This is a genomic window from Halomonas caseinilytica (assembly GCF_001662305.1).
Classification (GTDB): Bacteria; Pseudomonadota; Gammaproteobacteria; order Pseudomonadales; family Halomonadaceae; genus Halomonas; species Halomonas caseinilytica.
The window spans coordinates 22,187-47,356 of sequence record NZ_BDEP01000024.1 but is presented as its reverse complement, the minus strand read 5'-3'; the positions used below and the strand labels follow the sequence as shown (position 1 = coordinate 47,356).

The following is a 25,170-nucleotide window of genomic DNA, read 5'->3' as shown; positions in this document are numbered from 1 at the left end:
TTTTCGCTTATTCCAGCCGTTTGCGGATCAACAGTGCGTAGACCAGCCCGGCGAGCAGCAAGGCAATGGCGAACAGATAGATGCCGATCGAGATGCCGCTGCTCCACAGGATGCTCCAGTCGCCCCCGGAGATGGACATGGCGCGCCGCAGGTTGAACTCCATCTGGCCGCCCAGCAGCAGGCCGAGCACCACCGGCACCGTGGGGATATCGAGCTTGCGCAGCACATAGCCGAGCACGCCGAAGGCCAGCATCATGTAGAGATCGAAGGGGCTGTTGTTGAGCGAATAGATGCCGACGAACGCCACCAGCGTCACCATCGGCATCAAGAACCAGGATGGTGCCTGGAGCACCTTGGCGAAGAAGCCCACTAACGGGATGTTCAGCACCAGCAGCATGACGTTGCCGATGAACAGCGCCGCCACCAGCCCCCAGACCATGTCCGGTTGCTGCTCGAAGAGCAGCGGGCCCGGCGTGATGTTCATCGACAGCAGCAGCGCCAGCAGGATCGCTGTGGTGCCGCTGCCGGGAATGCCTAGCGAGAGCATGGGAATCAGAGCGCCCCCGGCGGCGGCATTGTTGCCCGCCTCCGGTGCCGCCACACCCCGTGGGTCGCCCTCGCCGAACTTGCCCTTGGCGCCCCACCAGCGCTTCTCCAGCACGTAGGAGAGAAAGCTGCCGAGCGAGGCCCCGGCGCCAGGCAGCACGCCCGAGATGAAGCCGATCACCGAACCCCGCCCGATGGTCGGGGCACAGGCAAACGACCGTCGCATGCCCGGAATGGCCGAACCGATCCGCATCGCGGCGGTCGCCTTGTCGCGGTCGCGCTCCAGGAACAACAGGCACTCGGAGACCGCGAACAGGCCGACCAGGGCAACGATGTAGTCGATACCGTCGTAAAGCTCGTACCAGCCGAAGGTGTAGCGCGCCACGCTCGACACCGGATCGATGCCCACGGTACCCAGCAGCAGGCCCAGGCAGGCGGCGATGAAGCTCTTGGTGAAGCTTCCGCTGGTCACCCCACCGATGGTGGCGAAGGCCAGCACGAACAGGGCGAAGTACTCAGCGGGGCCAAAGCGGATCGCCACCTTCACCAGCAGGGGCGCGAACAGCGTCAGGCCGATGGTAGCCACGGTCGCGCCGACGAAGGACGCCACGGCGGAGAGCCCCAGCGCCTCGCCGCCACGACCGGCGCGGGCCATCGGATAGCCATCCAGCGTCGTCATCATCGCCGGCTCGTCGCCGGGAATATTGAGCACGATGGAACTGATCCGCCCACCGTACATGCAGCCATAGTAGACACTGACCAGCAGGATCAGCGCCGCGGTGGGAGCCAGGCCGAAGTTGAAGGCCAGCGGAATCAGCAGCGCCACGCCGTTGACCGGTCCGAGTCCCGGCAGGGCGCCGATCAGGGTGCCGATGGTGCAGCCGATCAACGCCAGCAGCAGATGCTCGGGTTGCAGCGCCACCGCAAAACCATGGGCAAGAAACGCGAGAATTTCCATATCGGAACGCTACACACTCAAGCCGGGTATGTTGGGCAAGGGAATCCCCAGGGCGAATTCGAACAGGGCATAGAGCGCCAGCCCCAGCAGCACGCCGTACGGCAGGGCCTGGCGCCAGCTCGCCCCGAACAGGCGCATCAGCACCACGGTGGCCACCAGGGTCGAAGGCAAGAAGCCCCAGGATTCGAGGAAGGCGGCATACCCGCCCAGCAACAGCAGCACGCCGAGCTGGCGACACAGCGCCGCCGCGCCCGGCCAGCGATGATCGAGGCCGGGACGAACGATCAGGTAGACCGCCAGCAGCCCCAGCGGCACGCTGACCAATCGTGGGAAGACGCCCGGCCCCACCGGCTGCATGAAGCCGGTAACGAAGGTCTGCGCATGCCACCAGGCGCCTGCCGCCAGCACGGCGAGCACCACTCCGGCGATGCGGTCGCCGTGGGCAGTCGATGTGGCCGACACCTCATCACTCACTGAATGACTCCGATCTCTCGGGAAATGGCCTCGACATCGTCGATCGATTCACGCACGAAGTCGTTGAATTCCTCACCACCCCGCCACAGCGGCACCAGGCCGTTCTGCGCCGCGACGTCCTTCCATTCGTCGCTCTCGTAGAGGGTCTCGAGGGTCTCGACCATGGCGGCGTAGTCTTCGTCCGACACCTCGCCGCCGGTATAGAAGCCGCGCCAGTTGTAGCCGGTCACGTCATAGCCCTGAGACACGGCCGTCGGCAGCGTCTCGAAGGGCTCGGGCAGCGGCTCCTCGGAAAGCACGGCCAGGGCACGGACATCACCGGACTCGATGAAGCCGGCGATCTCGCCGAGATCGGTGGACACGGCATCCACGTGTCCGCCCATCATCTGGGTCACGGCCGGCCCTCCGCCATCGAACTGCACCCAGCGCAGCGCCCCGATCTGGTCACCGGGCAGCCCGGCCGCCTTGGCCAGCCGCAAGGCGCGAATGTGGTCCCAACCACCAGCACCGCTGGAGCCGGCCATGGCCACCGAGGCCGGATCCTCGACGATGGCCTCGAGCAACTGGTCGAGGGTCTCGTAGGGGCTCTCGTCATCGACCAGGATGACGCCCACGTCGGTTCCCAGCATGGCCAGCCAGCGCATGGTGTCGGCGCCACCTGGATAACGCCCCTGGGCGATCTGGGTCACCCCGACGGTACTGGTGGCGACCATCAGGTTGCTGTCGTCGGCCCGCTTGCCGGCCACGTTGGAAAACGCCACGGCGCCGACCCCGCCCGGCATATTGGTGACCTGGACATTGCCGTCCACCAGGTCCAGTTCGCGCATCAGCTTGCCTACCGAACGGCAGGTGAAGTCCCAGCCGCCACCCGGATCGGCAGGTGCGATGCATTCGTCGATGGGCAGCGCCTGGCTCGGCAGGCTGACCGCCAGGCCAAGCCCCAGCAAAGCCGAGGCGCCAAGGCTTCGCAACGTCTTCTGGGTCGAAATCGGCATATCGTCGCTCCTTCTTGTTGTATCGATCGTGACTTGAGTTGCTAGGTGACGCCCTTTTTCCGTAACTCCGCGAGTTCCGCGTCGCTCAGCCCCAGTTCGGCGAGAATGGCCTCGGAATGCTCGCCAAGCCCCGGCACGGGGTGATGCAACGCCGCCGGGGCCTCGCTCATCTTCACCGGGAAGCCGGTCGTGGGTACCTTGCCATGTGCGCCCTGGTCGAGCTCCAGGGTCATCTGCTGAGCCTGGACCTGGGGATCCTCGAAGGTGTCGCGCAGGTCGTGGACACGCCCGCAAGGCACACCGGCCTCGTTGAGATGCTCGATCCATTCCGCCACGCTGCGCCGCTCGATCACCCGGTTCAGGATCTCGCGCAACGCCTCGCGGTTGGCCATGCGCCGCCGATTGTCGGCAAAGCGCTCGTCTTCCAGCAGCGAGCGCATGTCCAGGGCACCGAGGAATCGCTCGACCATGATGTCGTTGCTAGGCGCGATGGCCACCTCGCCGTCGCTGGCCTGGAACAGACCGTAAGGATAGAGCATGGGATGGTCGTTGCCGGTGCGCCGGGGCACCTCGCCGGTGGCGAAGTACTCCGCCGCCAGGTAGCCCATCATGCTGATCAGACCGTTGGTCAGCGCTGTCTCGACGATGTCGCCCTGCCCGGTGCGTTCGCGCCGCACCAGCGCCGCGCTAATGCCAAAGGCCAGGTTCTGACTGGCCACCATGTCGCTGATCGGCGGCGCGGCACGCATCGGCTCGCCATCGGCCGGCCCGTTGACGCCCATGAAACCGCTCATCGCCTGGGCGATGAAATCGTAGGCGGGGCGGTCCCGATAGGGACCGGTGGAACTGAAGCCATTGATGCGCCCGACCACCAGGTGCGGGAAGCGTTCGCGCAGCGTGGCATCGTCGAGCCCCATCTTGCCCATGACGCCGGGACGAAAGTTTTCCACCAGCACGTCGGCATCTTCCAGCAGGCGTATCAGAATCGCCCTGCCTTCTTCCTGGCGCAGGTCCAGCGTCAGCGAGCGCTTGTTGCGGTTGAACTGGGCGAAATACCAGCTAAAGCCGTTCACCATGTTGCCCTGGGAACGCACGATGTCGCCGCGCCCGGGCGGCTCGATCTTGATCACCTCGGCCCCGTGGTCGCCGAGCATCTGAGTGCAGAACGGCCCGGAGATCACCCGGGTCAGGTCGATGACACGAATGCCCTGCAGGGCGCCCTCGGCGTGGGGCAGCGTATCCGACATCTTCATCCTCTTGCGGTAGGAACAGCGGAACAGTCACTGAGCGCCAGGCGTGGCCCGGCCCTGGACACCTGAGCCGGCAAGGGGCGCCCCATCAGGCGCGAGGCGACCCCGGCGGCCTCGATCATGCCCTCGAGGTCGAGGCCCGTTTCGATGCCCATCTCGTCGAGCAGGTAGAGCAGGTCCTCACTGGCAATGTTGCCCGAGGCACCGGGCGCGAAGGGACAACCGCCCAGTCCGCCGATGGCGCTTTCATAGCGATCCACGCCCAGCGCCAGCCCCTGCATGACATTGGCCAGCCCGATGCCCCGGGTATTGTGGAAATGCAACGTCGGCACGATCTCCGGCGCAACCTCGCGCAAATGCCGTATGCGCTCGGTAACCAGCGGCGGCGTGGCCATGCCGGTGGTGTCGCCGAGCGAGACATGACGAACGCCGAGCGCGGCGAAGCGCCGGGCGATGCGTCCGACATCGCTCACCGCCACCTCGCCCTCGAAGGGGCAGCCGAAGCTGGTCGCGATCGCACCGCGCAGCTCGATGCCGCTGCCTTCCAGCGCCCTGGCCACCGCCTCGAAGCCTTCCAGCGACGCCGCCACCGAGCGGTTGACGTTCTTGGTGTTGTGCGTCTCCGATGCCGAGACGAACAACACCACAGCATCCACACCGGCTGCCAGCGCCCGCTCAGCACCACGTGGATTGGGCACCAGTGCAGAAAGATGCACGTCTCGGCGCTCGCGCAGTGCGGCCGCCAGTTCATCGGCATCGGCCAGCGCCGGCACCGCCCTGGGACTGACGAAGGAAGTCAGCTCGAAGGCTCTCACGCCGGCATCCAGCAAGGCATGGATCAGCTCGAGCTTCTCGGCGGTGCTCAAGATCACCGGCTCGTTCTGCAGCCCATCGCGTGGCCCGACCTCGGTGACCTGCACCCGTCGCGGCGGACACTCGGTGCTGGCGGTGGCAAACATGACGGGCTCCTGTCGGCGAATGCCCCGCAGGGCTCAACGCCCCCACTATAGGCACCGGATCAGCCGGCTCACATTCGCCTTTTGTTGATGAACCGCCAACCCGCATGCCCATTCCACTGGCCCGGGTTTTCCTTACAGGATCGCGTCACCTTTTGACGTATCGCCACCGGAGCATTTCGCTCGCTAAGCATCTGCCATAGAATTCCCTGCCAAAGGCGACATCGACAGAATAAATCATCAATGTCGTGCGCCCATCGACGTTTCCTTATCTAAGCGAACACCGTTCTCCGCCAGTGGCGGCGATGAACGCATCGCCGCTCGGCCTCCTGCGCTCGGCACCTGGAACGGTTCGCTCATCATCACAAGGCACGGTCTCATGCATTCAACCTCCCCGACGCCGGACAGCGCGTCCCGACGCGACAACGGCTTCTTCGGCCATCCCAGAGCCCTGGGATCGCTCTTCTTCACCGAGATGTGGGAGCGCTTCTCCTACTACGGCATCCGCCCGCTGCTGGTGCTGTTCATGGCGGCCAGCCTCTACGACGGCGGTCTGGGCTTCAGTCGCGCGGATGCCTCCGCCATCGTCGGCATCTACGCCGGGGCGATCTATCTCTCGGCGCTGCCCGGTGGCTGGCTTGCCGACAACTGGCTCGGCCAGCAGCGCGCCGTCTGGTACGGCTCCATCCTGATCGCTCTGGGCCACCTGGCCATCGCGCTTTCCGCCCTGTGGGGCGCCACGATGTTCTTCATCGGCCTGCTGCTGATCGTGCTCGGCTCGGGGCTTTTCAAGACCTGCATCACGGTGATGGTGGGTAGCCTCTACGACGAGGGCGATGCGCGCCGCGACGGCGGTTTCGCGATCTTCTACATGGGCATCAACATCGGCGGGCTGCTCGCGCCGCTGTTCACCGGCCTGCTGATGCGCGAACACGGCTGGCACTGGGGCTTTGGCCTCGGCGGGCTCGGCATGCTGGCGGCATTGCTGATCTTCCGGCTATGGGCGATTCCCGCCATGCGCCGCTCCGACAGCCTGCGCGATCGCAAGGCCAGCTGGGATGCACCGGCCGTGCGCCGCCGCGGCGTGGGTCTGGCCGTCTCCGTGCTGTCTGCCCTGACGGCACTGTTCGTGGCCCTGGTCGCCACCGGCGCGATTACCCTGGACCCCGTCGCCATCGCCGAGGGCATGACCAGCGTGATCATCGTCTGCGCGCTGGCCTTCTTTCTCTACCTGCTATGCTTCGCCGGCCTCGACAATCGCGAGCGCGCCCGCGTGGTCGTGGCCTTCCTGCTGATCGTGGCCTCGGCCTTCTTCTGGGCCTCCTTCGAGCAACAGCCCACCTCCTACAACCTGTTCGCCCACGACTATACCGACCGCGCCCTGTTCGGCTGGGAGATCCCCACCGTCTGGTTCCAGTCGCTCAATTCGATCTTCATCGTTCTGCTCGGCCCGCTGTTCGGCTGGCTGTGGCCGGCACTGGGGCGTCGTGGCCTGGAGCCGAGCAGTGCGGCCAAGTTCACCCTCGGCCTATTGTTCGCCGCTGCCGGCTTTGGCCTGATGATGCTGGCCGCCCAGCAGGTAATCAGCGGCGACACCCGAGTCTCGCCACTGTGGATCACCACCAGCTTCCTGCTGCTGACCCTCGGCGAAATGTGCCTGAGCCCGGTGGGTCTCTCGACCATGAGTGAGCTGGCGCCGATGCGCTTGCGCGGCCAGTTGATGGGCCTGTGGTTCACGTCCCTGGCACTCGGTAATCTGGTGGCCGGCTTGATCGGCGGGCATGTCAACGGCGAGGAGCTCCAGCAGTTGCCCGACCTGTTCGGCCGCTCAGCCATCGCCCTGGTGCTGTGCGCCATCGTTCTGGCACTGCTGACACCGCTCATCAAGCGTATGCTCAAGGGCGAAACGAACGCCGAGCCGACATCTCCCACTCATTCAACCGGAGCCTGACCATGTCCAGTGAAGCCCCTTCCACCCCGGCGGCACGCCTGGCGGCCCTGCGCGACGCCATGCGCGAACACGGCATCGACGCCTGGTGGTTGCCCTCGTCCGATCCGCACAATTCCGAGTACCTGCCGGAACACTGGGCCGGCCGGGCCTGGCTGTCCGGTTTCGATGGCTCGGTGGGCACCCTGGTGGTTACTGAACACGCCGCCGGCGTCTGGGTCGACAGCCGCTACTGGGTACAGGCCGAGGAGCAACTGGCCGGCAGCGGTATCGAGCTGATGAAGCTGCATCCCGGCCAAGGCGATGCCCCCATGCAATGGCTGGCCGACAACCTCGAATCCGGCGCCACTCTGGGCTTCGATGCCGATGTCGTCGCCCTGGCCAGCGCCCGGCGCCTGGAAGAGACGCTGTCGCCGGCCGGTATTCGGCTGCGCGGCGACCTGGACCTGCTCGATGCCATCTGGCCGGATCGCCCGTCGCTGCCCGAGGCACCGCTCTATGCCCACGACAGCGCCTACCTGAACGAGAGCCGCGCCGAGCGCCTGGCCCGGGTGCGCGAGGCCATGGCCGAGCACGGAGCCGACTGGCACCCGATCTCGACCCTCGACGACATCGCCTGGCTGACCCAGTTACGCGGTGCCGATGTGGACTTCAATCCGGTCTTCCTCGCCCACCTGCTGGTCGGGCGCGAGACGGCCACGCTGTTCGTCGCTCCCGGCAAGCTCGACGCCACCCTGCGCGAATCGCTCGCCGCCGACGGTATCCAGGTCGCGCCCTATGCCGACTGGGCCTCACGGCTGGCCGAACTGCCCGAAGGGTCACGGGTGTTGATCGATCCGGCACGCCTAACCCTCGGCACCCGCCAGGCCCTGCCGGACGGCGCCCCCCTGATCGAGGCCTTCCAGCCCAGCACCCTGGCCAAGGGCCGCAAGAGCGACGCCGACCTGGAGCACGTGCGCCAGGCCATGGAAGAAGACGGCGCGGCGCTGTGCGAGTTCTTCGCCTGGCTGGAAGATGCCCTGGCACGGGGCGAGACCGTCACCGAGCTGACCGTCGACGACAAGCTGACCGCTGCCCGTGCGGCACGCCCAGGCTTCGTCAGCCGCAGCTTCTCCACCATCGCCGCCTTCAACGCCAATGGCGCCCTGCCGCACTACCACGCCACGCCGGCGGCACATGCCACCATCGAAGGCAACGGCCTGCTGCTGATCGACTCCGGCGCCCAGTACCCGGGCGGCACCACCGACATCACCCGCGTGGTCCCGGTGGGCAAGATCAATGACGCGCATCGCGAGGACTACACCCTGGTGCTCAAGGGCACCATCGCGCTGTCGCGGGCGCACTTTCCGCGCGGCATTCCCTCGGCGCAGCTCGATGCCATCGCTCGTGCGCCGCTGTGGACCAGCGGCCGCGACTACGGCCACGGCACCGGCCATGGTGTGGGCTACTTCCTCAACGTCCACGAAGGCCCCCAGGTAATCGCCTGGCATGCGCCAGTGGCGCCGCATACCGCCATGCAGCCTGGCATGATCACCTCCATCGAGCCCGGCGTGTACCGCCCCGGCAAGTGGGGCATCCGCATCGAGAACCTGGTCGCCAATCGCCCCGCCGCGGAGAGCGAGTTCGGCGACTTCCTGCGCTTCGAGACGCTGACGTTGTGCCCCATCGACACCCGCTGCATCGAGCCCGCCCTGCTCGACGACAGTGAGATCGAGTGGCTCGACGCCTACCACGCCGAAGTACGTGAGCGCCTCGCACCCAAGCTCGAGGGCGAGGCGCTGGCCTGGCTCGAGAAACGCACTCAACCGCTCGCCCGCGGCTGACCAGGTGCTGCTCAGCCAGTGAGCGATCCTGAAACGACGAGGGGCGCCGATCGACTCGGCGCCTCTCGCTCGTCGCTCAATCCTCCGCCATTTCCGGCATCAGCGTCTTGAGCTTGCGGGTCAGCGTATTGCGCCCCCACCCCAGCAGTTCGGCGGCCTCGCCCTTGCGTCCGCCGGTATGCTTGAGCGCGGTCTCGATGAGGATCTTCTCGAAGTCCGGCACCGCCTCTTCCAGCAGGTGGGTATGGCCGGCGGCCAGGGCACGGTCCGCCCAGTCGCGGAAGGCCGTCCGCCAGTCGCCGGAGGCCCCGCCTCCCTCTCCGTCGCGCAACTCGGGCGGCAGGTCCTCCACCAGCACTTCGCGCCCGGAGGCCATCACCGTCAACCAGCGGCAGGTGTTCTCGAGCTGGCGCACGTTGCCCGGCCAGGCCAGGCGTGTCAGGTGCTCCTCGGCTTCCTCGGTCAGCACCTTGACGTCGGTTGCCAGTTCCTTGGCGGCCTCGGCGAGGAAGTGGCGTGCCAGGCGGGGAATATCCTCGCGACGATCGGCGAGCTTCGGCAGGTGAATGCGGATCACGTTGAGGCGATGGAAGAGATCCTCGCGAAAGCGCCCGTCGTCCACCAGCTCCTCGAGATGCTGATGGGTAGCGGCGATGATGCGCACATCCACCTTGACCGGCGTATGACCGCCGACCCGGTAGAACTCGCCGTCGGCCAGCACCCGCAGCAAGCGGGTCTGGGTCTCGGCGGGCATGTCACCGATCTCGTCGAGGAACAGGGTACCGCCATCAGCCTGCTCGAAACGTCCCTGTCGCTGAGCCGTGGCGCCGGTGAAGGCCCCCTTTTCATGGCCGAACAGCTCGGATTCGATCAGATCGCGGGGGATCGCCGCCATGTTCAGGGCGATGAAGGGACGGCCGCCCCGAGGGCTGTGCTGGTGCAGCGCCTGGGCCACGCGCTCCTTGCCGGTGCCCGACTCGCCGTTGATCAGCACCGTGATGTGCGACTGAGCGAGCCGGCCGATGGCGCGAAACACCTCCTGCATGGCCGGCGCCTCGCCGATGATCTCGGTCTCGAGGCCCTCCGGGGGCGTGACCGGCCGCTGGCGCTCCCGAGCATGGGCCACGGCGCGGCGCACCAGGGCCAGCGCCTCGTCGACGTCGAAGGGCTTGGGCAGGTATTCGAAGGCGCCGCCCTGATAGGAGGCCACGGCGCTGTCGAGATCCGAATGCGCGGTCATCACGATCACCGGCAGGTCGGGATGCGCTTCGCGCACCCGGGCCATCAGGTCCAGGCCATCGATACCCGGCATGCGAATATCGGTGACCAGTACATCGGGCGGCTCCTCGAGCAGACGCGGCAACACCCGGTCGGCGCGCTCGACGCATTCGACCTCCAGGTCGGGCTGGGCCAGGGCTCGCTCCAGCACCCAGCGAATGGCGCGATCGTCGTCGACGATCATGACGCGAGCGGCTTCACTCATGAGTTTTCTCCAGCGGTATCAGCAGGCGGAATTCGGTGTGGCCAGGCGCGGAGTCGCATTCGATCAGCCCCTGGTGCTGATGGAGGATCGACTGGGCGATGGACAGCCCCAGCCCACTGCCCTCGGCACGTCCCGAGACCATCGGATAAAACAGGGTTTCGCGCAGTCGCTCGGGAATGCCCGGCCCGTTGTCGATGATCGACACCTCGCAGACCAGCCGATGCCGCTCGGCTCCCAGGGTGAACTGCCGCCGGGCGCGCGTCCGCAACATCAGGCTGGGGGCCGGCACATCGGATTCCGTCATGGCTTCGACGGCATTGCGTGCGACATTGAGCATGGCCTGAATCATCTGCGATTCGTCGCCGATGAGATCCGGCAGGCTGGGATCGTAATCGCGGATGATGGTCACGCTGGGATGCTCGACGGCCAGCAGCGAACGTACCCGTTCGAGCACCTTATGGATGTTCAGCGGCTCATGGCGCTCGACCTGATTGGGCCCGAGCATCGCATCCACCATATCGCGCAGGCGGTCGACCTCTTCGATGATGATCCGTGTGAATTCGGTAAGCTGCGGACTGTCGAGATCGCGCTCCAGCAACTGGGCCGCGCCGCGAATGCCTCCGAGGGGGTTCTTGACTTCATGGGCCAACCCTCGCGCCAGTACCTTGATGGTTTCCTGGCGCGTCTGCAGCGCCTCCTCCCGGGAAATGCGCAGCAGGCGGTCGCGCGGCTCCACTTCCAGCAGGAGCTCGTCCCGGGTCAGGGGCGTGACGGTATAGTCCACGGTCAGCACGTCGCCGGTGACCAGTGTCAGGCGTGCCTCGCGCTGGGTGAAGGGATGGAACTCGTCTCGCGCCTTGGCCAGCAGCTCACCTATGTCCTCCTCGCCCACCACCAGCTCCGGCAGGGGCTGGCCCGCCACCCGCGACCGGCTGAGCGCCAGCAGCGCCTCGGCCGCCGGATTCATCCACTGCAGCCGCAGCCGGCCATCCAGCAACAGGACGGCTGTGGTGAGGTGTTCCATCAAGCGTTGATACATGAACGATCCCGCGATGCACGAAGAAGTTTCCAACTGGAGTAGTCCGGTGCAAGAAGCGCGCCACTTCGGCACGGCCGGCATATGGGCACGAGCCGACAGCAGGCACCGGCACTGTGCACCATCCTAGTGCACTACTATGGTGCATGCACGATCCTGGGCCATCCCGTGCACCCTCAGCGGACGGCCTGAGGGCGGGAGTGGACATGATGGGGATTCCGCAGCATGTTGACGCTGGCCCGCTGCACATAGAGCGTCACCGCCGACGTACGCTGCAACACCTGCCCTCGAGCATCGAGCAGTTCCGCCCGCAAATGATGCTCGCCACGCGACAGATTGGTGAGCTCGATGACAGGCTGGCGCGCTGCGGGCCGCACGATGTTTCCATCGAGCCGCAGTCGCAGCAGGTGACCCTCACGCAGCGCCGGCCGCAGTTCGAGCCGCACCCGCACATCGCCCGCGGCCCCGGTCGGCAAGGTGGCCCCATCGGCAGGCGCCGCAATCGCGAAGGCATCGTATATCCGGGAAGGTGTATCCATGCCGTCGCGGCCCGAAGCGGTGCTCGTCGATGCCGGTGGCGGTGGCAGCGACGGCACCACGCTGATCGGCGCAAGCTCGACCGGCTCGCCACCTCTCGAGGGGTCATCACTGAAGGACACATGCCCTCGCGCATCGGTGGTGCGATAGAGCGTCTGGTCCCCCGCAGCCTGGGTCATCATCAAGAGATACAGCAGCAACACGATCATCGGCCTGTCCATGGACCCTCCCAAGTATCGGGTATCGGGCATCCTGCCCTCGAGTTGAAGACTAGGCGCTGCCCGATCGGGTCGCGAGCCCCGATATGCCCGGCGATACTCCACAGATATGTCGCATGAATCGGTTGCTGCAAATCGGCCAGCAAAAGAATTCGGCTGGCACAAGTATGCGGCTGGCACAAAAAAAGAGGCACGCCCCTAGGCGTGCCTCTATCTCGATGTCGCGTGGCGGCGTCGCGCCGGCGATCAGCAGCTGTAGTACATATCGAACTCGACCGGGTGCGTCGTCATGCGCAGACGCTCGATGTCCTCGGACTTGAGCTCGATGTAGGCATCGATCATCTCGTCGGTGAAGACGCCGCCCTCGGTGAGGAAGCTGCGATCGGCATCCAGGGCTTCCAGCGCCTGATCGAGGCTCTCGGCCACGGTCGGGATGGCCTTGCCTTCTTCCGGCGGCAGGTCATAGAGGTTCTTGTCCATGGCATCGCCGGGATGGATCTTGTTCTTGATGCCGTCGATGCCGGCCATCAGCATCGCCGCAAAGCACAGGTAGGGGTTGGCGGTCGGGTCCGGGAAGCGGGCCTCGATGCGCTTGCCCTTCGGGCTCGCGGTGTAGGGGATGCGGATGGACGCAGAACGGTTACGCGCGCTGTAGGCCAGCATCACCGGCGCCTCGAAACCCGGCACCAGGCGCTTGTAGGAGTTGGTCGACGCGTTGGTGAAGGCGTTCAGGGCACGGGCATGCTTGATGATGCCGCCGATGTAGTACAGCGCCATCTCGGAGAGACCGGCGTACTCGTCACCGGCGAACTGGTTCTGGCCGTCCTTCCAGAAGGACTGGTGGACGTGCATGCCGGAACCGTTATCACCGACTATCGGCTTGGGCATGAAGGTTGCGGTCTTGCCGTAGGCATGCGCCACGTTGTGCACCACGTACTTCATTTCCTGCAGCTCGTCGGCCTTCTTCACCAGGGTGTTGAACTTGACGCCGATCTCGTTCTGGCCGGCGTTGGACACCTCGTGGTGATGCACCTCGACGGTCTGGCCGATGGCTTCCAGGGTGTTGCACATCGCGCCACGGATATCGTGGAAGCTGTCCACCGGCGGCACCGGGAAGTAACCGCCCTTGACCCGCGGACGGTGACCCAGGTTGCCACCTTCGACGTGGCGGTCGGTGGCCCAGGCCCCCTCTTCGGAGGTGATCTTGTACATGGCGCCTTCGGCGTCGGCCTTCCAGTGCACTTCGTCGAAGACGAAGAACTCGGGCTCCGGACCGAAGAAGGCGGTATCGCCCAGGCCGGAGGACTGCAGGTACGCCTCGGCGCGCTTGGCGATGGAACGCGGGTCGCGCTCATAGCCCTGCATGGTGGCCGGCTCGATGATGTCGCAGCGCAACACCAGGGTGGCGTCTTCGGTGAAGGGGTCGAGGAAGCCGGTGCCGTCCTCCGGACGCAGGATCATGTCCGACTCGTTGATCCCCTTCCAGCCATTGATGGAGGAGCCGTCGAACATCTGGCCGTTCTCGAAGAACTCCTCGTCCACATCGCGAGCCGGAATGGTGACGTGCTGTTCCTTGCCTTTGGTGTCGGTGAAGCGCAGGTCGACCCACTTCACATCATGTTCTTCGATCAGGGCGAGCGTCTTGTCAGACATGAGGTCCTCCACAGTGAGCTTGGCTCGTTAACTTGGAAACGTATTCAAAGCATCGTTGATCGCTGGTCGGGTGCTGCGAACGTTGTAGCATGCCGTAAGCCAGCTGCCCACGACGCCCGAGGCGACCATGGCGTTTGCTACGATGAAGCAGGAAGTGTGCCAAGATGGCGCATCCATTTTTTCGCCCTTCATAGCATGCTGATCTCGCAGAGGAAAATTGTCTCTCGCGTTTCTCCCCGGCCTGATTCGTCCGTCGGACGCCCGATATTGAGGCGGCACGAATGCCTCGCAATGAACCAAAATGAAGCGTAATAACGAGCAAAGCACCAAATCAGTGCACGCATGCTGGAATCCCTGTCGCAGCGGCTTCAACATCGTTCGGAAACGGATTTCCCACCACAAGGCTGGTAGCGTCACGGCCCTGACCCTATAATGCGGCCCCACTTTTCCCAGCAGGATCCCGTCGTGATCGAGAATCTTCGCAACATCGCCATCATCGCTCACGTCGACCACGGCAAGACCACCCTGGTCGACAAGCTCCTCCAGCAGTCCGGCACCCTGGACCGCAAGGCTGAGGGCCAGGAACGCATCATGGACTCCAACGACCAGGAGAAGGAGCGCGGCATCACCATCCTGGCCAAGAACACGGCGATCCGCTGGGAGGGACCCGACGAGCGCGAGTACCACATCAACATCGTCGACACGCCCGGACACGCCGACTTCGGCGGCGAGGTCGAGCGTGTGATGTCGATGGTCGACTCGGTCCTGCTGATGGTGGACGCCGTCGATGGCCCCATGCCGCAGACCCGCTTCGTCACCCAGAAGGCCTTCGATCAGGGCCTCAAGCCGATCGTGGTGGTCAACAAGATCGACCGCCCGGGTGCTCGCCCGGACTGGGTCATCGACCAGATCTTCGACTTGTTCGACAACCTCGGCGCCAGCGACGAGCAGCTCGACTTCCCGATCATCTACTGCTCGGCGCTCAACGGCGTGGCCGGTCCCGAGCCGGATCAGCTCACCGATGACATGACGCCGATGTTCCAGGCCATCGTCGACATCGTCGAGCCGCCCAAGGTCGAACTGGAAGCGCCCTTCCAGATGCAGATCTCGGCGCTGGACTACAACAGCTATGTCGGCGTCATCGGCCTGGGCCGCATCACCCGCGGCAGCGTCAAGCCGAACCAGCAGGTCACGATCGTCTCCAAGGAGGGCAACACCCGGCGCGGCAAGATCGGCCAGGTGATGACCCACCTCGGCCTGGAGCGGGTACAGACCGAAGAGGCCACCGCCGGCGATATCGTCTGCATCACCGGCATCGAGAACCTGGCCATCTCCGATACGCTGTGCGACCCGGCCGACGTCGAGGCCCTGCCGGCGCTGACCGTCGACGAGCCCACGGTGTCCATGACCTTCCAGGTCAATGATTCGCCCTTTGCCGGCAAGGACGGCAAGTTCGTCACCAGCCGCAACATCCGAGACCGTCTCGAGCAGGAGCTGATCCACAACGTGGCGCTGCGCGTCGAGCAGGGCGACAGCCCCGAGAAGTTCAAGGTCTCCGGTCGTGGCGAGCTGCACCTTTCGGTGCTGATCGAGAGCATGCGCCGCGAAGGCTTCGAGCTGGCGGTGGGGCGTCCCGAAGTCATCATCCGCGAGATCGACGGCGTTTCGCAGGAGCCCTACGAAGAAGTCATCATCGACTGCGAGGAGGAGCACCAGGGCGCCATCATGGAAGAGCTCGGCTATCGCAAGGGCGAGCTCAAGAACATGAACCCCGACGGCAAGGGCCGGGTGCGCCTGGACTTCATCATCCCAGCGCGGGGCCTGATCGGCTTCCGGGGCCAGTTCCTGACCCTGACGTCGGGCACCGGCATCCTGACCAGCCGCTTCGACCACTATGGTCCGCTCAAACCCGACGCCTCCGTCGAACGGCGCAACGGCGTGCTGGTGTCGATGGTCAGCGGCAAGGCCCTGGCCTATGCGCTGTTCGCCCTGCAGGATCGCGGCAAGCTGATCATCGAGCACGGCACCGAGGTCTACGAGGGCATGCTGGTCGGCATCAACAACCGCGCCGAGGACATGGTGGTCAATCCCACCAAGGCCAAGAAGCTCGACAACATGCGCTCCTCGGGCAGCGACGAGGCCCTGGTGCTGACACCGCCGGTGCGCTTCACCCTGGAGCAGGCCATCGAGTTCCTCGATGACGATGAACTGGTGGAGGTCACTCCCCACCACATTCGCCTGCGCAAGAAGCTGCTCAGCGAAAACGAGCGCAAGCGCGCCAAGAAGAAGTAACGGCGCAACGCCTGGCGCCAACTGGACGAGCCGGAGGGGATGCCCCTCCGGCTCGTCTGCGTTTCCACGTTATTGTAGCGGGCCGGCTCGACCACCGAGCCGGTACGGCAACAGAAGCCGTCAACTACGGCGTCGAGGGCGTATCACGCCTCCCTTCCCCGGCAAGGACGGCCCCTATCCGCAGCGGATGGCGCGAATCACGCCGGCATCGTCCAGATTCACATCGAGGCGATCCGCGCGAAATTCCATCGTATAGGCCTGGCCCGGTCGCTTCGCTCTCACATCACCCGCTCCGCTTTCCTGTTCCAGGCGTTCCCCCAGGGCCTCCGTATAGGCTTCGCCCACATGATCCTGTACCTGTCGGGCCCCGCAGGCATCCTCTGCCTGGCTCATGGTCGGCGGCTTGGGCGCCTCGGTCCGAGGCGGGGCGGTCGATGCCGATCCTGCGCATCCCGTGAGCATGAGCGCCACGGTCGTGGCGATGATGGTTCGATGCAGCATGCTAACTCCTTTCCATGACGGCCGACGTTCCACCCAGCGTATGGCCGCCGCGTCGGCACGTCCATCAAGGATTCCTCCTCATGGCCGGAGCGACGCCCTTTTGTCCCCCGCCCGACAACGACTAATCTAAGAGAACATTCCTGCAGCCTGAGGCAACGCCATGCACAAGCACATCGACTGGGATGCCCCCGGTGACGACAGCGTGATGCAATACTTCGCCAAGAACCCCAGCCATCACACCGACCCCGGTCCTGGCGATATCCTTTCGGCACGCCACCAGGGCACGATCGTCCGGATCAAGGTAGAAGCCTACGTGGACGGCACCAGCATTGGCGAGGTCGTGGCGCTGATCGCGCCGGACAACGGCCGCCGCCTGCAGAGCGCCGGCAAGCTCGAGCTGGGCGATACTGTACGCCTCGCCGATAGCGACCGTGCCATGGAGCCGAACCATCCCCACGAGGACGATGCAGAGGAACAGGACTGATTCCGAGCGCGGTTACCATCCACCGCCGCCAACGACGCCTAAACGCTCGCCCTCTAGCCAAGGACCACCCCGGTGACGCAAAGTTGACGGCGATTCGGCAGACGCCCCCCTGCGCGGGATTCTTCCAGCCCTGGGCAATCGCAGGACCTCGATGAGTACGCACAACATCTGGACGCACAAGGGAACCTTCCTGTTGGCTGCCGTCGGCTCTGCGGTAGGGCTCGGCAACCTCTGGCGCTTTCCCTACCTGGCCGGCGAGAATGGCGGTGGTGCCTTCCTGCTGATCTATGCCGTGACGCTCTTCGCCGTCGGCGTCCCCATCCTGATTGCCGAGATCCTGCTCGGACGCAGCAGCCGCCGCAGTCCGATCATGGGCATGCGCTTTCTGAGCCGCACCCACGACACCTCGCGCGCCTGGGAGTCGATCGGCTGGCTGGGCGCCGCCTCGGCATTCATCATTCTCAGCTTCTATTCAGTGATCGCCGGCTGGGCCTTGCATTACACCTGGCGCATGATCACCGGCTCACTGGCCGGAGCCGATGCCGCGACCATCGCCAGCGGCTTCGATACCCTGCTGGCATCACCGGCCCTGCTGACGCTCTACCACACGCTCTTCATCGCGGCCTCAGGCCTGATCGTCGGACTCGGCATCCACCGTGGCATCGAGAACGGCCTGCGCGTGCTGATGCCGGCCCTGCTCGCGCTCCTGCTGGTCATCCTGGCGTACAGCGCCATGAACGGCGACATGCGAGCCGCGACGCACTTCCTGTTCACCCTGCAGCTCGGCGACCTCAGCCTCGAAGGCTGGCTGGCCGCCATGGGACAGTCCTTCTTCACCTTGAGCCTCGGTATGGGGGCGATCATGGCCTACGGCGCCTACATGCCCGGTGAGGCCTCACTGAGCCGCACAGCCCTGGCCATTGTCGTGATCGACACCGCCGTGGCACTGATTGCGGGGTTGGCGATCTTCGCGCTGGTCTTCGGTGCCGGCCTCAACCCCGCCGAGGGGCCAGGGCTGATGTTCGTCACGCTGCCGTTGGCCTTCGCCGAGATGCCCGGCGGCCCGCTGGTAGGCGCCGTCTTCTTCATCCTGGTGCTCGGTGCGTCCATCAGCTCGGCAATCTCCATGATCGAGCCGGTCGCCGCTTTCCTGGTGGAGCGCTTCGACCTCAATCGTGCCCAGGCAGTGGCCATGATGGCCATCGCCAGCTGGGCACTGGGCCTGCTCACCGTCTTCAGCTTCAATGTCTGGGCCGACGACAGCCCCTTCCACGAACTCCTCGGGCTCAGCGCCTTCCGGCTGCTGGAGCTGTTGACCCATGTCCTCATGCCCCTCGGCGGCCTGCTGATCGCCCTGTTCGCCGGCTGGGCCCTGACCCATGGCGAAGTCATGAAAGAACTGCGCACCAGCGAGGGTTGGCTGCATACCTGGCGCTTCTTGGTGCGCTTCGTTTCCCCGGCGGCGGTGGCCTTCGTGTTCCTGCGGGCCATCCCGCAGGTAGAGGGCTATCTGTTGCCCCTGATCGGCGCCGTGGTGATCGTGGGCGCCTTCGCCGCCAGCCGCACCTTCCTGACGGAGAAGCATCAAGGCCCCTGAGGAGACGACCGACGCAACGCGCCGGGCCAGCAGGCTCGGCCCTCGGGACATAACAACGAACAACACCGACGGAACCACCATCATGTCTGCCATCATCGATGTAAAAAACGTCAACAAGGCCTTCGGCGGCCTGAAGGTGATCGACGACTGCTCGATTCAGGTCAAGCAGGGTTCGGTGACCGGCCTGATCGGCCCCAATGGCGCGGGCAAGTCAACCCTGTTCAACATCATCGCCGGCGCCCTGCCGCTGGACAGCGGTCGCGTCTGGCTCGACGGCGAGGACATCACCAACTGCCCATCCAACGAGCTTTTCCACAAGGGCCTGCTGCGCACCTTTCAGATCGCCCATGAGTTCACCAACCTGACGGCACTGGAAAACCTAATGATGGTGCCGCCCCGCCAGGCCGGTGAACACCTGTTCAGCACCTGGCTAAAACCCGGCCGCGTGGGACGCGAGGAGGCCGAAGTTCGCCGACGCGCCCTGGAGGTCATCGACTTCATCGGTTTGCACCATGTCCGCAACGAGCTGGCCGGCAACCTCTCCGGCGGCCAGAAGAAGCTCCTCGAGCTCGGCCGCACCATGATGACCGACGCGCGGGTCGTGCTGCTCGATGAAATCGCCGCCGGCGTCAACCGCACCCTGCTCGGTGACTTGATGGGCAACATCGAGCGCCTCAACCGGGAAATGGGTTACACCTTCCTGGTCATCGAGCACGACATGGACATGATCGCTCGTCTCTGCGATCCGGTGATCGTTCTGGCCCAAGGCAGCGTGATGGTGGAAGGCAGCATCGAGGAAATACGCAACGACAAGCGGGTGATCGAGGCCTACTTCGGTGCCGACGTTGCCTGAGGGCAGCGCGCCCATTTCGGACGACGCCTGAATAACAACAAAGCGGCCACCACCGGGATGGCGCCGCTAACGCAGAGACTCCTTTCCTATGCCTCTACTCGACGCACGCGATGTGCACAGCGGCTATGGCGGCATGAACATCCTCAACGGGGTGAACATGACCATCGAGGCCAACGAGGTCGGCGTCATCGTCGGCCCCAACGGCGCCGGCAAGTCGACCATGCTCAAGGCGATCTTCGGCCTGCTCAACGTCAACCAGGGCGAGATCCTGCTGAATGGCGACCCCATCCAGAACCAGCCGCCCAACAGGCTGGTACGACGCGGCATGGGCTTCGTGCCCCAGGAACACAACGTCTTCCCGAGCCTGACGGTGAAGGAAAACCTGCAGATGGGCGCCTACCTCAAGCCCGACAGTGTCAAGCGCATGCTCGCGCGTATCTATGACATCTTCCCGCCACTCTACGACAAGCGCCACCAGCCCGCCGGCGAGCTGTCCGGCGGCCAGCGCCAGATGGTCGCCATGGGCCGCGCCCTGATGCCCGAACCCGATCTGCTGCTGCTCGACGAGCCCACCGCCGGGCTCTCGCCACGCTACATGAACGAGATATTCGCCCGGGTAAAGGAGATCAACGCCACCGGCGTGGGCATCCTGATGGTCGAGCAGAACGCCAGGCAGGCGCTTGGCATCGCCGACCGGGGCTTCGTGCTGGCCGCCGGCCAGAACCGTTTCACCGACACCGGCGCGGCCCTGCTGGCCGACCCGGACGTCGCCAAGAGTTTTCTGGGCGGCTGAGCCTCGCTCAACGTCGACGGAATCATCTGGAGGCTGTGCCTTGAACGAACTCGTCTTCTTCATCAACAACGTGATGATCGCCGGTGCGGTCTCCGGCTCGATCTATGCCATGGGAGCCGTGGGCGTGACGCTGATCTTCAGCATCATGCGCTTCGCCCATTTCGCCCATGGCGACATGATGACCTTCGGCGCCTTCATGGTGCTGTTGCTCACGACGCTTTTCCCGAGCGCGGGAAGTGCCATCGGCGTGCCGACACCGATCCTCATGATGCCCCCGGCCATGGCGCTGACCGCGTGCCTGGCCGTGGGCATCGACCGCACCTTCTACAAGCCGCTGCGCGCCCATGGCGTCAAGCCCATCGTCATGGTGATCGCCTCGCTGGGCGTGACCCTGATGCTGCAAGGGCTGATCCGGTTGTTCGCCGGTACCGGCGGCTCCAGTCTCTACGTGGACGACCGCAAGGAGATCTTCCGCCTGCCCCTTCCCATCGAAGGCGTGCGGGTGCCGGTGGTGATCACCGAGCCACAGCTCTACCTGTTCGCGCTGACGATCATCTGCGTGGTGGCCCTGCACCTCTTTCTCAGTCGCTCGCGGCTGGGCAAGGCCATGCGCGCCATGTCCGACAATCCCGACCTGGCTCAGGCCTCGGGCATCAACACCAATACCATCGTGGCGGTGACCTGGGTGCTCGCCGGTGGGCTGGCCGCCATCGCCGGCACCCTGCTATCGATGGACGTGACCTTCAAGCCTGATCTCAGCTTCTTCCTGCTACTGCCGATCTTCGCCGCCGCCATCGTCGGCGGCGTAGGCCATCCCTTCGGCGCCATCGCCGGCGGCTTCATGGTCGGCTTCGCCGAAGCCCTGGCAGTCTTCAACTGGAGCCTGCTGCTGCGCCCCTTCCGCGACAGCCTACCCGAGTGGCTGTCGCTGCCGAGCAACCTGGCCTTCGTCGGCACCGAATACAAGATCGTGGTGCCCTTCTTCATCCTCGTCGCCATCCTGGTGTGGCGCCCCACGGGCATCTTCAAGGGCAAGGTGATCACATGACCCAGTCACATCCTCCGAGCCAACAACGCGCCGATACCGTCGCGGCGCCACGCCGCTTTCCCTTGCGCGAACTGCTTCTCTTCCTGGGATTGCTGGCCGTGGTGCTGGTCGTCTACGCCGCCATGGGGCCCGCCTACGGCACCCGCATGCTGGTGGAATCGGCCTGCTACGCCATCCTGGCCCTGGGCCTGACCATTCAATGGGGCTACGCCGGGCAGTTCAACGCCGGTGTCATGGGCTTCGTCGCCTTGGGTGGCTTCTGCGCCATGTTTTTCAGCATTCCCGTCAACGATGCCTTCTGGAACAGCGAACTGCCCGGCGAGCTGGGGATGGCCCTGCTGTACATGGTCGGCGCCATCGCGCTGGTCATCGCCGCCTCACGACTCAACCGCATCGGCGTGCCCAGGACACTGCGCACCGCCATCGCCGTGATCCTCGGCGTGGTGCTCTACATGGTGGTGATCAGCAACTTTCGTGAGATCGCCGGCCAGATCGAATCACAGGCCGGCTTCATCGGCGGCATGGCGCTTCCCGTGTGGTTCGGCTGGATCGTCGGTGGCGCCCTGGCCGGCGGGATCGGCTATTTCATCGGCCACGTCTGCCTGGGGTTGCGCAGCGACTATCTGGCCATTGCCACCATCGGCATCGCCGAGATCATCAAGGCCTTTCTCAAGAATGCGGACTGGCTGACCCGAGGTACCGCCACCGTCTCCCCGCTGCCCTGGCCGATTCCAGGCCCTTCCGAGGTCGGCTTCACCCTGGCCCGGGCGTTGTACCTCTCGGTCACCGCCGTGATCATCGCGGTGATCTTCTTTCTGCTGCACCGAGCCTACAATGCCCCCTGGGGGCGCATGATACGCGCCATTCGCGACAACGAAGTCTCGGCTGCCGCCATGGGCAAGAACATCAACAAGCGCCGCCTGGAGATCTTCGTGCTGGGCTGCATCCTGATGGGCATCGGTGGGGCCGTGCTGGCCAGCTTCAACAGCATCTTCGACCCCCAGGGCTATCTGCCCCTGAACCACACCTTCCTGGTGCTGGTGATGGTGATCCTCGGCGGTCCGGGCAACAACCTGGGCACCATCTTCGGTGCCGTGGCGGTCTACATCATCTGGATCATGTCGGGACCACTGGCCCTCTCCGTGCTGGAGTGGGCGGCCCATTTCGGTGCCGACACCTTCGGCTGGGACGTGCCTACCAACCTCGACAGTCGCGCCCTGCAGGCCAGGGTCTTCGTGATCGGCTTGTTGATCAGCCTGGTGCTGCGCTTCGCGCCCAAGGGCATGCTGCCGGAGAAGGTTCGCCATCACGGCTGACCTCGGCAGGCCACAGGCGAAAAGGCCCCGCCGAGATGACTCGGCGGGGCCTGCGGGCTTGGAGATGGCTCGACGATGAGCCTACCGAATCATCTCAGGAATCGCTGCCCTCGCTCGATTCGCTGTCATCCGTCGCGTTGTCCTCGCTGACAAATCCCTGACTGGTGAAGGCGCCGTCCTCGACCACCATTTCCAGCACCACGCCCGGCACGTCACCGTTCTCGTCGAACTCGTGGGTCCCCGAGGCGCCCTCGTAGTTGATCTCGGTGCCGGCCGCGATCAGCTCCTTGGCCTTTTCCCATTCTCCCGGCAGGATGACCTCGCCCGGCGCCGAAGCGACGCTGCGTAGAGCTTCCGAGAGCCCCTCGCGCTCGGCATTGCCGTTCTGTTCGATCGCCAGGCCCAGCAGGAAGGCCGCGTCGTAGGCCTGGGCAGCGAACACCGCACTGGGATCGATCTCGGCCGCCTTGGCCGCTTCGTTGAAGATCTCGGTGCCGGGAAGGTCCGGGCTGCCCGGCCGCGTGGCGACCATGCCGTCGAGCACATCGGCACCGATGGCATTGACCAGGCTGTCGCCGACCATGCCGTCGGCCCCGATGTACTGGGTGAACATGCCGCTCTCATAGGCCTGGCGCACGACCGTCTGGCCCGAGGTATCGGCATAGGCCAGCACCACCAGGTTCGGCACGCCGGTGGCGGAGAGGCGACCCAGCTCCGCCCGGTAGTCGGAGCGATTGTCCTCGTGGGGCAAGTTCTCGGCCACCGTGCCGCCACCTGCTTCGAAGGCCTTCGTGAAGGCCTCGTCCAGGCCGCTGCCGTAGTCATTATTGACGTAGGTGACCACGACTTCCTCGATGCCCTTGTCCAGCAGCAGCTTGGCCAGCATCTTGCCCTGGAAGGCATCCGAAGGCACCGTGCGGAACACGAGGTCGTTGTCGTCGATATCGGTCACTGCCGGTGCCGTGGAGGCCGGCGAGACCATGGTCACGCCACCGGGAACCGCCGCGTTGTTGGCCGCGGCGACGGTGGCCCCGGTGCACAGGGCACCGACGATGGCCGTGACCTGCTCGGTGTTGACCATGCGGTCGGCCGCGTTGGATGCCGCCGAGGCATCGGAACAGGTCGTATCACCGGTGGGCATGACGATGTCCTGGCCATCCAGCAGGCCGCCCTGTTCGTTGATCTGCTTCACCGCCAGCTGAGCGCCGTCATAGATCGGCGGCGTCAGGCTCTCGATGCCCCCGGTGAAGCCACCGAGGAACCCTATCTTCACCTCGGCCTGGGCCAGGCCGGCAAATGCTACGGAGGACGCCGCCACCGCCATCGCTAGAATGCGCTTGTTCATGATTGTTCGTCTCGCGTCTGGTTACACAGGATCACACCTCCACAATCTGGAAGGGGAGACGACAAAACACAAGCTGACACTGCCAACGCTCGGCGCCGTGCGGGGTTGTCGTCCTATACTGAGGTCTCACGCCCTCAAGGGGCGCCGCAACGCTTGATCATCCACCCCGGATGGGAGCCCGACGATGAGACGCATCGCGACACTGCCGCTTGCCGGCCTGTTCGCCAGCCTGCTGCTCGGCGGATTCACCGGCACCGCCCTCGCCGAGAAACCCGACGGCCAGCGCATCGACTACCAGGTAGGCGACGAGACCTTCAGCGGTTATCTAGCCAGCGCCCCCGACGAGGCCCGGGGCACCGTGCTGATCATCCACGACTGGGACGGCCTGACCGACTACGAGCGCCAACGCGCCGACATGCTCGCCGCCCAGGGCTACGACGCCTTCGCCATTGATCTCTACGGCAAGGGCAATCGCCCCGTGGAAACCGATGCCCGGAAGGCCGAGACCGCGCGGCTCTACGACGATCGCGAGCGCATGCGCCGATTGACCCAGGCCGGCCTGGAGGAGGCGCGCCGCCAGGGCGTCGCCCAGCCAACCGTGGTCATGGGGTATTGCTTCGGTGGCGCCGTGGTGCTGGAAATGGCCCGTTCCGGGCAAGCCGAGGACGTACGCGGCTTCGCCACCTTCCATGGCGGCCTCGACACGCCGGAGGGCCAGTCGTATTCCGCCGACACGCCGCCCATCCTGATCGCCCACGGCGGTGCCGATACCTCCATCGGCATGTCGGATGTCGCCACTCTCGCCGAGGAGCTGGAAGCCGCCGGCGCCCCCTACGAGATCGAGATCTACTCCGGCGCGCCTCATGCCTTCACCGTCATCGGCAGCGATCGCTACCAGGCTCGCGCCGACGAGAAATCCTGGGCCGCTTTCCACGCCCTGCTCGACGAGGTGCTGTAACGACGGACCGACATCCAAGGGGACGCATTTCTGCAAGTCCCGCGAGACGCCTTTCTGTAGAATCGCCTGCCGACATCCGAATTTATCGACTGACCACGATTCTTTA

General features: G+C 65.2%; 21 protein-coding genes. 10 read left to right on the top strand and 11 right to left on the bottom strand.

Annotation, left to right across the window (positions count from 1 at the left end; genetic code table 11):
* Nucleotides 1–7 precede the first annotated feature (7 nt).
* Genes A9O65_RS15055 through A9O65_RS15035 form a run of 5 tightly spaced genes read right to left on the bottom strand, consistent with a single transcriptional unit; the run spans nt 8 to nt 5,182 of the window.
* Nucleotides 8–1,504 carry a tripartite tricarboxylate transporter permease gene (locus A9O65_RS15055; protein ID WP_064700927.1) on the bottom strand — a complete coding sequence of 499 codons (1,497 nt, stop codon included), beginning with the start codon at nt 1,502–1,504 and terminating at the stop codon, nt 8–10.
* Between the two features lie 9 nt (nt 1,505–1,513).
* Entirely contained in the window at nt 1,514–1,978 is a 465-nt protein-coding gene (locus A9O65_RS15050; protein ID WP_175473468.1) for a tripartite tricarboxylate transporter TctB family protein, read from the bottom strand.
* The gene (locus tag A9O65_RS15045; RefSeq protein WP_064700928.1) at nt 1,975–2,973 is read right to left on the bottom strand and encodes a Bug family tripartite tricarboxylate transporter substrate binding protein; all 999 of its coding nucleotides are present in this window, start codon (nt 2,971–2,973) and stop codon (nt 1,975–1,977) included. Before A9O65_RS15045 ends, A9O65_RS15050 begins: the two co-directional genes overlap by 4 nt.
* Before the next feature lie 41 nt (nt 2,974–3,014).
* Nucleotides 3,015–4,220 carry a CaiB/BaiF CoA transferase family protein gene (locus A9O65_RS15040; RefSeq protein WP_064702521.1) on the bottom strand — a complete coding sequence of 402 codons (1,206 nt, stop codon included), beginning with the start codon at nt 4,218–4,220 and terminating at the stop codon, nt 3,015–3,017.
* Between the two features lie 2 nt (nt 4,221–4,222).
* Complete coding sequence (locus tag A9O65_RS15035) at nt 4,223–5,182, bottom strand: hydroxymethylglutaryl-CoA lyase (RefSeq protein WP_064702520.1); 960 nt, start codon at nt 5,180–5,182, stop codon at nt 4,223–4,225.
* 376 nt (nt 5,183–5,558) lie between these two features.
* On the opposite strand from A9O65_RS15035, the gene A9O65_RS15030 reads away from it, so the two are divergent.
* Nucleotides 5,559–7,130 (top strand): peptide MFS transporter, encoded by a 1,572-nt coding sequence (locus tag A9O65_RS15030; protein ID WP_064702519.1) that lies wholly within the window; start codon nt 5,559–5,561, stop codon nt 7,128–7,130.
* Between the two features lie 2 nt (nt 7,131–7,132).
* Nucleotides 7,133–8,950 carry an aminopeptidase P family protein gene (locus A9O65_RS15025; RefSeq protein WP_064700932.1) on the top strand — a complete coding sequence of 606 codons (1,818 nt, stop codon included), beginning with the start codon at nt 7,133–7,135 and terminating at the stop codon, nt 8,948–8,950.
* A gap of 76 nt (nt 8,951–9,026) precedes the next feature.
* On the opposite strand, the gene ntrC is transcribed toward A9O65_RS15025, so the two are convergent.
* The 4 genes from ntrC to glnA all read right to left on the bottom strand — a co-directional run bounded on the left by ntrC (nt 9,027) and on the right by glnA (nt 13,877).
* Nucleotides 9,027–10,433, bottom strand: coding sequence for a nitrogen regulation protein NR(I) (gene ntrC, locus A9O65_RS15020; RefSeq protein WP_064700933.1), 1,407 nt, complete (start codon nt 10,431–10,433; stop codon nt 9,027–9,029).
* Entirely contained in the window at nt 10,426–11,472 is a 1,047-nt protein-coding gene (gene glnL / locus A9O65_RS15015) for a nitrogen regulation protein NR(II) (RefSeq protein ID WP_064702518.1), read from the bottom strand. The genes ntrC and glnL overlap by 8 nt, the downstream gene beginning before the upstream one ends.
* Before the next feature lie 173 nt (nt 11,473–11,645).
* Nucleotides 11,646–12,227 (bottom strand): DUF4124 domain-containing protein, encoded by a 582-nt coding sequence (locus A9O65_RS15010; RefSeq protein WP_064702517.1) that lies wholly within the window; start codon nt 12,225–12,227, stop codon nt 11,646–11,648.
* Nucleotides 12,228–12,470: 243 nt separating this feature from the next.
* Nucleotides 12,471–13,877: a glutamate--ammonia ligase gene (glnA, locus tag A9O65_RS15005; RefSeq protein ID WP_064700936.1), complete on the bottom strand. Its 1,407-nt coding sequence runs from the start codon at nt 13,875–13,877 to the stop codon at nt 12,471–12,473.
* Between the two features lie 465 nt (nt 13,878–14,342).
* Between glnA and typA the strand changes: the two genes are divergently transcribed.
* Nucleotides 14,343–16,169 (top strand): translational GTPase TypA, encoded by a 1,827-nt coding sequence (gene typA / locus A9O65_RS15000; RefSeq protein ID WP_064700937.1) that lies wholly within the window; start codon nt 14,343–14,345, stop codon nt 16,167–16,169.
* 174 nt (nt 16,170–16,343) lie between these two features.
* On the opposite strand, the gene A9O65_RS14995 is transcribed toward typA, so the two are convergent.
* Nucleotides 16,344–16,670, bottom strand: coding sequence for an I78 family peptidase inhibitor (locus A9O65_RS14995; protein ID WP_064702516.1), 327 nt, complete (start codon nt 16,668–16,670; stop codon nt 16,344–16,346).
* A gap of 160 nt (nt 16,671–16,830) precedes the next feature.
* Between A9O65_RS14995 and A9O65_RS14990 the strand changes: the two genes are divergently transcribed.
* The 6 genes from A9O65_RS14990 to A9O65_RS14965 all read left to right on the top strand — a co-directional run bounded on the left by A9O65_RS14990 (nt 16,831) and on the right by A9O65_RS14965 (nt 22,761).
* Nucleotides 16,831–17,154: a hypothetical protein gene (locus tag A9O65_RS14990; RefSeq protein WP_064700939.1), complete on the top strand. Its 324-nt coding sequence runs from the start codon at nt 16,831–16,833 to the stop codon at nt 17,152–17,154.
* A 151-nt stretch (nt 17,155–17,305) separates the two neighbouring features.
* A complete protein-coding gene (locus A9O65_RS14985; RefSeq protein WP_064702515.1) occupies nt 17,306–18,751 on the top strand; it encodes a sodium-dependent transporter in 1,446 nt (481 codons plus the stop codon).
* A gap of 82 nt (nt 18,752–18,833) precedes the next feature.
* A complete protein-coding gene (locus tag A9O65_RS14980) occupies nt 18,834–19,604 on the top strand; it encodes an ABC transporter ATP-binding protein (RefSeq protein WP_064702514.1) in 771 nt (256 codons plus the stop codon).
* Nucleotides 19,605–19,692: 88 nt separating this feature from the next.
* Complete coding sequence (locus A9O65_RS14975; protein ID WP_064702513.1) at nt 19,693–20,397, top strand: ABC transporter ATP-binding protein; 705 nt, start codon at nt 19,693–19,695, stop codon at nt 20,395–20,397.
* 40 nt (nt 20,398–20,437) lie between these two features.
* Nucleotides 20,438–21,445 carry a branched-chain amino acid ABC transporter permease gene (locus A9O65_RS14970; protein ID WP_064702512.1) on the top strand — a complete coding sequence of 336 codons (1,008 nt, stop codon included), beginning with the start codon at nt 20,438–20,440 and terminating at the stop codon, nt 21,443–21,445.
* Nucleotides 21,442–22,761: a branched-chain amino acid ABC transporter permease gene (locus A9O65_RS14965; RefSeq protein ID WP_064702511.1), complete on the top strand. Its 1,320-nt coding sequence runs from the start codon at nt 21,442–21,444 to the stop codon at nt 22,759–22,761. Before A9O65_RS14970 ends, A9O65_RS14965 begins: the two co-directional genes overlap by 4 nt.
* Before the next feature lie 94 nt (nt 22,762–22,855).
* Here A9O65_RS14965 and A9O65_RS14960 read toward each other — a convergent pair whose 3' ends face one another.
* Nucleotides 22,856–24,109, bottom strand: a complete 1,254-nt coding sequence (locus A9O65_RS14960) for an ABC transporter substrate-binding protein (protein WP_064702510.1) — start codon at nt 24,107–24,109, stop codon at nt 22,856–22,858.
* Between the two features lie 181 nt (nt 24,110–24,290).
* Between A9O65_RS14960 and A9O65_RS14955 the strand changes: the two genes are divergently transcribed.
* A complete protein-coding gene (locus A9O65_RS14955; RefSeq protein ID WP_064700946.1) occupies nt 24,291–25,064 on the top strand; it encodes a dienelactone hydrolase family protein in 774 nt (257 codons plus the stop codon).
* Nucleotides 25,065–25,170 lie beyond the last annotated feature (106 nt).